General features: G+C 52.2%; 14 protein-coding genes. 1 reads left to right on the top strand and 13 read right to left on the bottom strand.

Going from position 1 to position 11,821, the window contains the following annotated elements:
* Nucleotides 1-349 precede the first annotated feature (349 nt).
* The 13 genes from METBU_RS29280 to nifE form a co-directional block, all read right to left on the bottom strand.
* Entirely contained in the window at nt 350-616 is a 267-nt protein-coding gene (locus METBU_RS29280) for a Rieske (2Fe-2S) protein (RefSeq protein ID WP_201764877.1), read from the bottom strand.
* 88 nt (nt 617-704) lie between these two features.
* Nucleotides 705-1,238 (bottom strand): flavodoxin, encoded by a 534-nt coding sequence (locus METBU_RS0120535; RefSeq protein WP_026130359.1) that lies wholly within the window; start codon nt 1,236-1,238, stop codon nt 705-707.
* Nucleotides 1,239-1,248: 10 nt separating this feature from the next.
* A complete protein-coding gene (grxD, locus tag METBU_RS29160) occupies nt 1,249-1,869 on the bottom strand; it encodes a Grx4 family monothiol glutaredoxin (RefSeq protein WP_017842405.1) in 621 nt (206 codons plus the stop codon).
* A gap of 304 nt (nt 1,870-2,173) precedes the next feature.
* Complete coding sequence (gene clpX / locus METBU_RS0120525; RefSeq protein WP_017842404.1) at nt 2,174-3,466, bottom strand: ATP-dependent Clp protease ATP-binding subunit ClpX; 1,293 nt, start codon at nt 3,464-3,466, stop codon at nt 2,174-2,176.
* Nucleotides 3,467-3,859: 393 nt separating this feature from the next.
* On the bottom strand, nt 3,860-4,714 hold the full coding sequence (gene nifM / locus METBU_RS0120515; RefSeq protein ID WP_017842403.1) for a nitrogen fixation protein NifM: 855 nt from the start codon (nt 4,712-4,714) through the stop codon (nt 3,860-3,862).
* A 1-nt stretch (nt 4,715) separates the two neighbouring features.
* Nucleotides 4,716-5,195 (bottom strand): nitrogen fixation protein NifZ, encoded by a 480-nt coding sequence (locus tag METBU_RS0120510; protein ID WP_017842402.1) that lies wholly within the window; start codon nt 5,193-5,195, stop codon nt 4,716-4,718.
* Nucleotides 5,192-5,506: a nitrogenase-stabilizing/protective protein NifW gene (gene nifW / locus METBU_RS0120505; protein WP_017842401.1), complete on the bottom strand. Its 315-nt coding sequence runs from the start codon at nt 5,504-5,506 to the stop codon at nt 5,192-5,194. Before nifW ends, METBU_RS0120510 begins: the two co-directional genes overlap by 4 nt.
* Before the next feature lie 144 nt (nt 5,507-5,650).
* Nucleotides 5,651-5,968 (bottom strand): ferredoxin III, nif-specific, encoded by a 318-nt coding sequence (gene fdxB / locus METBU_RS0120495; RefSeq protein WP_017842399.1) that lies wholly within the window; start codon nt 5,966-5,968, stop codon nt 5,651-5,653.
* Between the two features lie 8 nt (nt 5,969-5,976).
* Complete coding sequence (locus METBU_RS0120490) at nt 5,977-6,192, bottom strand: CCE_0567 family metalloprotein (protein WP_017842398.1); 216 nt, start codon at nt 6,190-6,192, stop codon at nt 5,977-5,979.
* A gap of 10 nt (nt 6,193-6,202) precedes the next feature.
* A complete protein-coding gene (locus METBU_RS0120485; protein ID WP_017842397.1) occupies nt 6,203-6,676 on the bottom strand; it encodes a NifX-associated nitrogen fixation protein in 474 nt (157 codons plus the stop codon).
* Between the two features lie 99 nt (nt 6,677-6,775).
* Nucleotides 6,776-7,207: a NifB/NifX family molybdenum-iron cluster-binding protein gene (locus METBU_RS0120480; protein WP_017842396.1), complete on the bottom strand. Its 432-nt coding sequence runs from the start codon at nt 7,205-7,207 to the stop codon at nt 6,776-6,778.
* Between the two features lie 56 nt (nt 7,208-7,263).
* Complete coding sequence (nifN, locus tag METBU_RS0120475) at nt 7,264-8,649, bottom strand: nitrogenase iron-molybdenum cofactor biosynthesis protein NifN (RefSeq protein ID WP_017842395.1); 1,386 nt, start codon at nt 8,647-8,649, stop codon at nt 7,264-7,266.
* Nucleotides 8,650-8,654: 5 nt separating this feature from the next.
* Entirely contained in the window at nt 8,655-10,103 is a 1,449-nt protein-coding gene (nifE, locus tag METBU_RS0120470; protein ID WP_017842394.1) for a nitrogenase iron-molybdenum cofactor biosynthesis protein NifE, read from the bottom strand.
* Between the two features lie 971 nt (nt 10,104-11,074).
* Here nifE and METBU_RS0120460 point away from each other — a divergent pair.
* Nucleotides 11,075-11,380, top strand: a complete 306-nt coding sequence (locus METBU_RS0120460; protein ID WP_017842392.1) for an MFS transporter — start codon at nt 11,075-11,077, stop codon at nt 11,378-11,380.
* Nucleotides 11,381-11,821: the final 441 nt, after the last annotated feature.

Raw genomic sequence — 11,821 nt, 5'->3', positions numbered from 1 at the left:
TCGATTATAGATAACGGACACAATTTTGCTCAATTTTTATGTGCTTACGCTTTTGAAGCTCATGAATAATAGTGTCAATATCCGCATCTGAAATGATACTATGGAATTGAAATATTGGATGATTGGTATCAGGTTTTGGAAATTGCATCAGGTGTCGTTTAAGCAAATACGCATTTGCAAAAAACAAGACCTAGCCCTGTGGTTTTCACATGACCTAATAGAGCACTTTTCTATCCGGTTAAATTGATTTTCTCTCCATAATCGCTCTTCTATCAAGCAAATACACCCAGCTTCCCTCTTCCCTGACCTTTAATGCCGTCAACTTTTTGCCTGCACATATTTCACTTAACTATTCACCGCTAACCGGGTCATAGCAAATACTGTGCATGGAACACTGCAAATAGCGTCCAGACTCATCAAAAATGTTACTTTCCTCGCAATCTAATGCCCTCGGCATATGTACGCATTGATTCAAATAGCCGTATACCGCTCCGTTAAAACGAATCAGAACGGCGCTGCACGCTTTCCCTCGATATTTGATATTAAAAGAATACTTTCCTAATTCCGGAATTTGAAATCCCTGACAAATAGGCTCTGGAACTCTTCTTATAGCCACAGTGTTCACCTCCGCTTTCCATTACAGCAAACATCAGGCCAGAGGTTATTAAAAAGAGATACGGCGCAGCAGTCCGAGTTCTCCAGGCCTAGGCCCAAACCGGCCGAATGCCTTCCAGCCATTTGTCTAAACGCTCGTCGGTGAGTTCTTTCTGCGTTTCCTCATCCAAAATGAGCCCGACAAATTTATCGTCGATGACCGCTTTCGAATAAGTGAATTGATAATTCCCGGTATCCCATGCTCCGCCGATGATCTCAGCGCCGCGTGAGGCAAAAGCATCGTACAAATAACGTACGGCGCTGCCAAAATTTTTGCCGTAACTTTTTTGGTTACCCAATCCGTAAAGCGCCACTTTTTTACCGTTGAAATCATGCCCGTTCAATTTCGGCAAAAACTCTTCCCAACTTTCGGTTTGATTACCGGTCGATTTGCCGGGTAGCTCACCTTCTCCATAGGTCGGTGTGCCCAATATCAATACATCGTAATCAAGCAAATCTTCCACGATAGCCGTTCGAATATTGACCGGCTTTGCGGTACAGGGGCCGATTTTTTTCGCGATCGTTTTCGCGATCATTCTCGTCCTGCCGGTATCTGTTCCGAAAAATATACCTACTTTGGCCATTGGTAATTACTCACGCTTGAATTTGCAGTAAACCGGAAGCAGGGGTTTCGGCTTGCTCCCGCCGTTGCTCGGGCGTAAAAGTCTTCATCGATACCGCATGCAAACGGCCCGATGCCAAGACGCCGGCCAAGGCCGCCATGACACCCTGTTGTTGCTTGACCAACGGCAAATCTAAAAACGCCTCGCTGACCACAGTAATCGACAGATTACAGCCTTCGCCATCGATCTCGATGACCGCATCGGGAAAACTATTTTTGATCAGGCTTTCGACTTCAACGTGCGTTATCGCATCACCGGCCGCTGCCGTCGACTCCGTTTTTACCGACGTGTTTTGCAATAAGAGTAACAAACTGCCATCGTTATGCATCGCTTCGACGATATCGCAACCGCCGACCAGCTCGCCGTTAACGAACAATTGCGGATAGGTTGGCCAATGGGAAATTTTCGGCAGTTTTTCGCGGATGAATGGCGCTGCCAGGACATTAACATAGGCGAACGGAATTCCGGTTGCGTTTAAAATTCCGACCGTTTTCGCAGAAAACCCGCATTCCGGAGCGGTTGGAACGCCTTTCATGTAGAGGATGATAGGATTTTCGGCTAGTTGCTTGCGTATTTTGTCTTCGGTGCTCATTTTTACTGTCTCTTAATGATAAATGTGGAAAGGCCATCAGGCCGAATTTTTAAGAGTGGGCTCGAAAAAACGTAGGTTGTTGACGCCCCTTAACCCAGTATTCTCCCAGAAAAAGGGAGAGATCAATTCCCAAGCTCTGTACTCAGAGTTATAGTTAAACTGTAGAAACAGTCTTGCCATCTTAGCCAATGTGACTTCGATATCATTAATTGTCACCTGACGTTTTCGACTTCGATATCGCGATCAGGGGATCGCTCCCACAATAGCGTCGGTCGCGATTTCGAAACAATACTGTTTTGCGGGGTCACCCTGCCCCGGCCTGTTTTTGCAATGGCGATTCTTGGTCATGTTCGATCAACCTGAGCGGCGCGCCGTTCTTAACGACTTCCGCATCGACGATGCAGATCTCAATATCTTCACGAGTCGGTAATTCGAACATCGCCTTGCGCAAAATCGTCTCCATGATGCTCCGCAAGCCTCGAGCCCCGGTATTTCGTACGATCGCTTTTTCGGCGATTTCCACCAATGCATCCGGCGTGAATTCGAGACTGACGCCGTCATAGGCAAACAAGTGCTGATATTGTTTGACCAGCGCATTTTTCGGTTCGGTCAGGATTTGAATCAGCGCATCGACGTCGAGCGGTTCCAAGGGAGCCAATACCGGAAAACGCCCGATGAATTCCGGGATCAAGCCGAAGCGTTTTAGATCGTCTGGTTCGGTCGCATTGAGCAAAACTTCAATATCCGGCTTTTGTTCGGACCGGCCTATTTCGCGATGAAAACCGATTGCGGTATTCGCCGGCACCAGGCGTTTCTCGACGTGCTTTTCGAGTCCCGGAAACGCGCCTCCGGCGATGAACAAGATGTTGCGCGTATCGACGATGACCGAATCGGCAGTGTTGCCGTCCTTACGCCGCCCTTTGTTCGGAACTTTGACATGCGAGCCTTCGACCAGGCGCAATAGCGCTTGTTGCACGCCTTCGCCCGAAACATCCCGAGTGCCGAAGGCCTGTTCAGGGCTACGAGCGATCTTGTCGACTTCGTCCAAATACACGATGCCCCATTCCGCCTTGCCGATATGGCCGTCGGCAACATCGAGCAAACGCACCAGGATGTTTTCGACATCATCGCCGACATAACCGGCTTGAGTCAGCGTCGTCGCGTCGGCAACTACAAACGGCACACCGACGATCTTGGCCAGCGTACTGGCCAGTAGTGTTTTACCGGTTCCGGAAGGCCCGATCAGCAAAATGTTGGACTTGCCGATTTCGACGCCGTCGTCGGAAGCGCCCAATCCGCCGATTTGTGAACTTTCGTGCTTCAAGCGCTTGTAATGGTTGTAGACCGCAACGGCCAGAATCTCTTTCGCGAGATCCTGCCCGATAATGTAGTCGTCGAGCAGTTGCTTGATTTCGGCCGGTTTCGGCAAAGGGCCATGCATTTCGGCCAATTGCTTTTTCTTTCCCCAGCTTGAAACGACCTGATTCGCCAAGATTACGCAAGCTTCGCAAATCTGCCCGTCGTTGCCAGCGATCAACGGTACGTCGACCGATGCCTCGACCCCGCAAAAAGAACATATCTTATTGGTTTTTTGCATAAATGCTCCGCTTGTCTTAAGGTTTCCCGGATTCGTATCGCAAACGATAACCTATACATCAATCGTTGATAGCACACTGTCATCTAACGCACCCGGCTTCGAAATCGCGATCTGGGGATCGCTCCCACAGAGTATTCAAATCCCAAGTGGGAGCGTCGCCCTCGTCGCGACTATCGAAGCCATTGAAGCTCAACAACCATGACTTTGATCGAAGCCCCCTATCCGCAATGCTCATCTTATGCGTATGAGCTCTTGCTTCTCAAAACCGGCAAGCAAGAGCTTGCGTGAAGGGTTTCCCAAACCGGAGTTTGGGAAACAGCGAACTATTCATTATTATCTGCTCTCTGCTCTCTGTTCCCTATTCACCATTCACTATTCACTATTCACTATCGACTATTCCCGAGAAAGCCCGGCCAACCAGGACCTTTGGCAATTGCGCCGGTAACGTTCCTGCATAACCTGCCGGATCTTCGGCGCCGCCTTGTGCAGCGACAGCGTTTCCGCCTTATGAATCTCGACGCACTGGAGCAAATGGAAGCCGAGTTCGGTTTCGACGATGCCGCTGATGTCGTTTTTTTTCATTGCAAACAGCGCTTCGTCGATTTCGGGATACAACGTACCCCGCGCGAACACACCGAGCATTCCGCCTTGCAGCGAGGTCGGACATTCGGAATGTTTCAACGCCAAATCCTCGAATTTATGAGGCTTGCGTTGCAGTTTGAACTGTAGTTCCTGAATGCGTTGCAGCGACTTCTCGCGGCTGTTTTCGGCATATTCCGGATTGACCGTGATCAGGATATGACGCACCGCTCGGCGCTCCGGCAAATTGAATTTGTCGGGATGGGTGTGATAATAAATACCGATCTCGACCTCACTGACCTCGGGCGAACGGGAAGCGACTTTTTCCATAACCGTATTGACCTTGCATTGCCGATATAAGGCCGCGCGCAAGCGCTCGGCATCGAGTCCGTTCCTGGCGAGCGCCGCATCGAATTCGCCGTCATCGTCGAACCGGCCGCGCACCTCCAGGTATGCCGCATCCAGTTCCTCATCGGTGACGATCACGCCCGCGGCCTCGTTCGAACGCAACACGCGCGATTCGATATCGAATTCGCTCCGCGCCTGTCTTTCGACTCGTTGCAACTGTCCGGCATCGAGTTCGGCAGGCGGCTTTTTGAACAGGGCCAGAGACGCTCGCAACAGCGTATAGGGCTCGACTTTAGCGATGGTTTCGGCAATTGCGTTCATATCAATCCTCCGGTTCGACGAAGGCTTCCGGATGGGCCGGTTGCAAGACGGTTTCGGGTACTTGCAGCGTTCTGCCGGGGAAGCGGACATAATATTGAATCGGCTTGAAATCCCTCAGTACTTTGAGAATTTCACCCTCCTGTCCCTGCTCAGCGACAATTTCCCCCTGAATACCCAAGTCGATCGTACTCACGACCTTGTCGCGAAACTCGAAGCGGCTCGGATTCCAGGGTGCGTCGGCCGGAACCAATTCCTCGGCGCGGCAGCCGACCATGCGGCCCTGGTCAAGAAAATGCACCGTGTAAATCACCTGGTCCTGCAGAAACGTGCCCATTTCGATGACATGACCGACGCTGCCGCGCCGTACCAGCAATTCGCCGATCGCCATACCCGGATAGGTGCCGTCGTTACGCACGTTCCGCGTCACCCGCACCGCTTCGCCGAAGTCGAAGCGTTCTTCGTCGAAACGCTCCTCGATCATAATTGGATGTCGCCCAAGGGCACGAACACCGTTTGCGGCTCGCCCATCTTAAAGACCTTGAAGACCTTTTCGGTCTGCGCGTCGGATTCGACAAAATCGTGATAGGCGCGTAGTAATAATTGCTTGTAAACCGCCCGTAAAGCGCCTTCGTCTTCAGGCAACTTGTTCTCGGCCTGAGCCAGATAGTCGTGAAAACGCTGCAGAATATGAAGACGATTGACATGAACGATCGACGGCTCGTATTCCAGTTCGAAATACTGTAAAAAATCTTCGGCCGATTCCAGCTCTTCGATTTCTTCTAAAAAACTCATGGTTTTCTCCGGGTTAATAGGGGCCGGCAAGATGCAAATCGCTGACGATCAAATACACCATTAACAGTGCGAATGCCGCGAAGGATATCGCGGCAAGCAACTGTCCGGATTTCAGTTTGAACATAAAACCTCTCTAGGCCGCTATCAGGCCGCTTCCTTATGCTGGTGGGTAAAGCAACTTTTCGGACAGACTCTCGAACAGGCCTCGCAACCGATGCAATCGTCCGCATTCTTGATGCTCATTACCATGCTGTTATCGTCGTCGTCCTCGAAATCGCCGTAATCGTCGTCGAAATCTTCCGGATCGAGCGCCTCGTCTTTCTCGACCAAATCGAAGACATCGCGCGGACAAACCTTGAAACAACGCCCGCAGCCGATGCAGGTGCGCTGATTCAAATCGTTGACATAGGAAGGCGTCCAAACCGTCCCGCCGAATGTTACCCCGGTTACCAATTCCGCCATGACGCCACCTATGCGGTTTCCGCCTGCGCGGCGAGCAGTTTTTGATTGGCTTCGTCCCAAGCCTTGCACGCTTCATAAGTTGCCTGGGCGACGCCCATCAATTCCTGATAAGCGTCGGGCAAACGGTCCTCGATCAAATCGTGCAGCTCCATGGCTTGTTCGCCGGCCAAACGTTTGGTTTTCTTGACTTGTTTTTCCAGTTGCTTGATGTCTTCGGCTGTCATGTCGATCTCCTCAGCTTTCGGCGACTTCTTTGTATTGCTCGATCAATTCCAGCGCCTTGTCGATCTGTTTTTCGCTTTGCTCGCACAACGCTTCCAAGCTCGGAAACCCCCAGCGGTGCACATCGCGCAAGGTTTTGTCGACCACGATCAACTTGCCGACCATCACCAGCGCCCGGCCGAAACCTTCGTGCGTCAGATTGACGAACGGCACGGCCATCAGCCCGCATTTCTTTTCGATCAACGACGCGATCGCGTTGTAATAAGATTTGATGCGAGCCACGGTGGTCTCGTCAGGGTCGCCGACGATCGGGATTTCGCGCTTGCGCTCCTTGGTTAGGATCAACGGGTCGATAATTTTTTCCTCGGACCAGCCATCATAGGTGTCGTAAGTATCGAGCGCGCGCAATTGTTTGAGCATTTCCGCGACGAAATCCGAGCTCATGAAGGGATCATTCTCTTCGATGGCCATTGCTGCTTGGTTCATGGTGTGTCCTCTATGATTTATAAAAGCCGTAGGGCACGCATCGCGTACCTTTCTTGAAATTTGAAACAATCGAAACCCTTGGGAACTCGCGTATCCTACTCATTCCGACCAGCCCTCCTCTTCCATAGCGTCGAAGCGCGAAGGATCGAAACCTTTAGCCTTATTGATCGCCTTCGCGAGCCAACTGGACGATCCCGATTTCAATTCGTTCTGCAGGTCGGCGATCAAATCAACGATGCGGCTGCCTTCGTGCACCTTGACCGGTTGGATGCCGTGCGCGACCAATTGCTTGATCGCCGACGCCCCAACCGCCTGGCAATACACTGCGGCGCAGCCTTCAAGCATCTGCATCTTGACCGACAATTTGTCTTCGTTACCGTCCTGCGCGAGATCGCCGAACTGCGCGGCTTCCAATAATTCGCTGCGGTCCGGGTCGACCGCATAGACCGCGAACGATTTAGACGAGCCGAAATGTTGATTGACCGTGTTCATATCGGTCGTCGCGAAAGCGATTTTGATCGCGGAATCCATGGGCATCCTCTGTTCCAAAGGTTGTACGATATGCATGCGCCGGGTCACAGACATGATCAAGCGGTCCGGCGGCGTTCGGTTTCGGGTTTCTGCGCATAGATCGAGTAATACGGCTCGATTTCCTCATGCGCGAAATTGATGACCAGATTGGCCAGATCGAACAAGGTTTGGCGTGTACCGCGATAACCGATCCAGGTTTTCTGATATCCGCCGATGATGTCGTACAGCGGGAAACCTGCGCGCAAGATCGGAATGCCGAGCCGCTCGGCGGCCGAGACCGCATGCGAATTGCCGATCAACAGTTGCGCACGGCGTTCCTTTGCGATCGCTTCGAGATCTTCGAGATCGCCGATTTTGATGGCGTCCGTTTTCGTTCGGCCCAGCACCGGGGCATTGGCCGCGCTGACCGCCGCGACGATTTCGCCGCCCATTTCGGCGATCAGGTCGACGAACGCGTTAAGCTGATCCGGATCGGCAGCGATCGCGACGCGGAGCTGCCCGAGCATGAAATGCGTGTCGAGCATCGCATCCTGAAGCTGCGCGCGCTGCCGTTCGATGCGCTCGGGTACGTCGAGCCCGGCGATTTCGCTCAAGGTTACGATCAATGCGTCGTTCGCCTGAAGTCCGTACAAATGATCGAAATAAAAACTCGCGACGCCGGTTTTCTGCTGCAGCAATTCGCCTGCTTTTTTCAGCGATGCGCCGATCACGAGCGTGGCAGTCGCTTCGCCCAAGGCCGCCATTTCCGACAGCGGCGTACCGCCGATCGTAACCGGAGAGAAATCCAGATCGGTCAGCACGCCGTCCAGAGAATCGGAAATATCCGGCACAAAAACCGGACGTAATTGGAATTGCTCGATCAAATCGCGCAAGGCTTCGAGATCGCCCGGCGTCAGCATCGGACCGGCCAAGACGTTGACTTGCCGTTTGCGGGTGCCCGGCTTTGTACCGGCCTCTGCGGCCTCGGGCACCTGCGTGCGGACGATTTCGGTCAAGGTCGCGGCATAACCCGTTTCGACGCAGCCGGTGAAATCCGGGGTGTTGACCGCGACGACCGCGACATGATCGTATTCGGGATATTTGGCGCGGAATTCGCGAACGTTACGGTGTACGTCGGCGCCCTGCGTTTCGGCGAGACCGGTCGTCAGCACGGTGATCAATGCCGGGTTCGATTTATCGGCGATCGCCTTCAAGCCTTCGACGACGTTTTCGTCGGCGCCCATCACCGAACTACCCTGATCCATCGCAGTCGTCTGCAACGGAATCGGTTCGCGGAAATGACGCACGAAAAACACCTTCGCGAAGGCCGTGCAGCCTTGCGAGCCGTGCAGCATCGGAATCGCGCGGTCGAAGCCGAGCGTCGCCAACGAACCCCCGATCGGCTGACTGGCTTTCAGCGGATTGACCGACAGCGCCTTGTTGCGTTTGAGTATCTCGGCCATCGCGCTTACTCCGCCGAAGGGTACGCAAGGCGTACCTTTTCAATCTTGGAGGCTGATATGGTGCGCGATGCGCACTCTACTTTCCAAGGCGCAGGCGCCCTAACGGCCGGCCAAACCGGACTCTCGATCGTCAGCGCCAATTGCCGGACCAACTCCAGCATCCCTTGATAGCCTTCGTAGCCGAATTCCCGCTCCTGGTTGATATCCAGAAACGGCACGCGCGCCTTCAATGCGGTATACATGTTCCGGCCGCCGGCGATCAGAATATCGGCCTGGTAATCGCGGACGATCTTCAGCAAGGCTTTCGGGCTGCCGTCCTCGATCATCACGGTATCCTCGCCCATCAATTCGCGGATGCGCGCCTTGTCCTCCTCGGTCGACTTTTTCGTGCCCGTCGCGACGACGACCATGCCCAAATCCTGCAATGCCGAAATCACCGACCAGCTCTTAACGCCGCCGGTGAACAGCAGCACTCGCTTGCCGGCCAGTCTTTCGCGCCACGGCTCCAACGCCTTGCGGATACGAGTTTCCTCGCGGGCGATTAACGCTTCGGTGCGTTCGGTCAAATCGGAGTCGCCGATCACGCGCGCGAAATCGCGCAGGGCTAGGCTCGTGTCAGTGATGCCGTAAAAGCTGCCTTCGAACCACGGCGTACCGTATTTCTGTTGCAATTTGCGCGCGACGTTGACCATCGCCTTCGAACACACCATCATATTCACTTCGGCCTTGTGCATCGTCTGCACCTCGCGGAAACGCGCATCGCCGGATAAGGTACACAACACGCGCAAACCGAGCTCGTCGAGCAGCGGCAGCACATGCCAGAATTCGCCGGCGATGTTGTATTCGCCGACCAGATTGACGTCGTGCACCCGGATGCCGGGTCTTGCGCTGCCTTCCGGCAACAAATCCGGGTCGCGCGTGCCGATCACATGATTGACCATCGCATCGCCGGCGATACGGTTGCCGAGATTCTTCGTGCCGTAGAAACCGGCGCAATCGATCGGCACGACCGTCACGCCCCAGCGCTGTTCGGCCTGTTTGCAAATCGCGCCGATATCGTCGCCGACCAGAGCCGGCACGCAGGTGTTATAGATGAAGACCGCCGGCGGATCGTAACTGTCGATCGCCTGTTTGATCGAATGAAACAAACGTTTTTCCGAACGCCCCATGATCACATCCTGCTCGGTCAGGTCAGTCGTCATGCCGTAGCGGTACAAATCCGAACCCGACGAACGCGTGCCCCGGTTGTCCCAAGAACTGCCGGCGCAGGCGATCGGCCCGTGCACGATATGCGCGACATCTGCGATCGGCAGCAACGCGATCTGAGCGCCGTCGAACGCACAACCGCCCGCCGCCGAACCGGGTTTCGGTTTCGCGCAGCCGGACTTCTCCTTCTTGTTGTGTTCGCAAGCCGGCTCGTCCAGCAATTCGGCAATGTCTTTGGTCGATTTCATGGCACGCTTCTAAGTAGGGTTACTGGACATTAAGCAAAATATGTGCCAATTTTTAAATTATTGATTTATCTGATTTGTTGTGAATTTTGCTTTGTCGCATTTACGACAATAGAAGCTTTTTGGAGCGGTTCGGATGATTGGAAGTCAGGAAGGGTTGGGTAACAAGAAAAGCTATCGAGGTCTTATTGGCTAAGATGGCATGTTTTACAAAATTTCCTTTAAAAGCGTTGCGCAGATGGAAGCTTCATGAAATGAAATGCGATGCTTATCCTCCGAATTTTTGTAGCGTTGAAGATGAAAGCGGCTTCTTCACACGTGTTTGCAATAACGAATTGATCCACGATACGCAGGTTGCTAGCCGTTTGGTCATCGCCATGACGCTCAAGTAGCGCTGTAGTTTGTCAATTTCGCCGGCGCAACTGCGCAACGACAAGTCTAGTCCGCAAAACAACAATATTAATTGCAATCACTGCAGCGGTGATCGAATTTTCCTCGCCCGTGCAAACGCCTTTAATTCATAGGCCTGCTACTGTAAATTTGCTGGGAGTTCTTGCAAAAAGTCATCAAAAAGCGTATCAATTAGCTGCGGTTAATTCATAGGAATTTTCGCTTTCGTCGGTCAAAATATCCTGTGTTGTGGCCTCACATTTATTTTTCAACTATAAATAAATTTCTCGTGCCTTAAGGGGCACTGCCATTAAGTTAAGCCGTTCGTGGTGAGCCCTTCGGCTGCGCTCAGGAGAGCCCTGTCGAACCATGGACGGCTTAACTTATCGACCCAGGATTTTTCCATTCACCCTTCGACAGGCTCAGGGCGAACGGAAAAATCCTTAACTTAATGGCAGTGGCCTTAAGGGGGGAGCACAATATACAACGATTACGTTGTTGCCTATGATCTGAATACATTCCTTACCTTACCTTACGTTTTGTCAGTTAATTAGGCTTTTTAGCTTATAGAGGAATCCTTAACAATGAGAAAATATTTAAATGTTTTTGCATCGTTTATAATAATGCTTTGCATAGGTAGTTTATACTCATGGAGCATAATTGCAGCTGAACTAATTGAAAAATATAACTTTTCTTTATTACAGTCTCAGATAATATTTGGAACACTTATCGCGGTATTTCCTATAACTATGATTTTTGTTGGGCAGTTAGCAAGAAAAATTAAGTTTAGATATATAGGCTACATTTCGGGTTTATTATTTTTTTCCGGGTATCTCATTGCAAGCTATTCTCAAGGAAGCTTTATCTTAATTTTGTTAGGGATTGGGTAATCGTTTAGCCCCCCATCACTAAAAAAGTAGCATCTCCCGTTAAAACATGAAAAGCTATAGGACATGACGTTGAGCGACCGAGACCTTAGCCAAATGGACACGGACTATCTGGATGATTTGCCGGAGGGTGAGTTGCGTCCATTGAGTAAGCAACTGTTGGCGGATCTCAAAGAAGCCCGAGAACGACTCAAACAATCCCCGGATACGAGTTCGCGTCCGCCGTCATCCCGGGAGCCTTGGCAATCGAATCAATCCAGCGCCGAACCGTCGGAAGAAGCGCCGGCAACGGACGACTTGTCGGCACTGGATTCGTCTGAGTCTTCGTCAGATGACTTACCTAGCCAGGACTCGGCAACACCTCCGGCGGCGACCGGTGATAGCGGAAAGCCTAAAAAAGCCGGGCGCCAAGTCGGTAGCCCAGGCTATAGCCGCAACCTGACC

Origin of the sequence: Methylotuvimicrobium buryatense 5G (assembly GCF_000341735.1) — a bacterium.
GTDB classification, from domain to species: Bacteria; Pseudomonadota; Gammaproteobacteria; order Methylococcales; family Methylomonadaceae; genus Methylotuvimicrobium; species Methylotuvimicrobium buryatense.
This window is presented reverse-complemented; position numbering and strand designations above follow the sequence as displayed.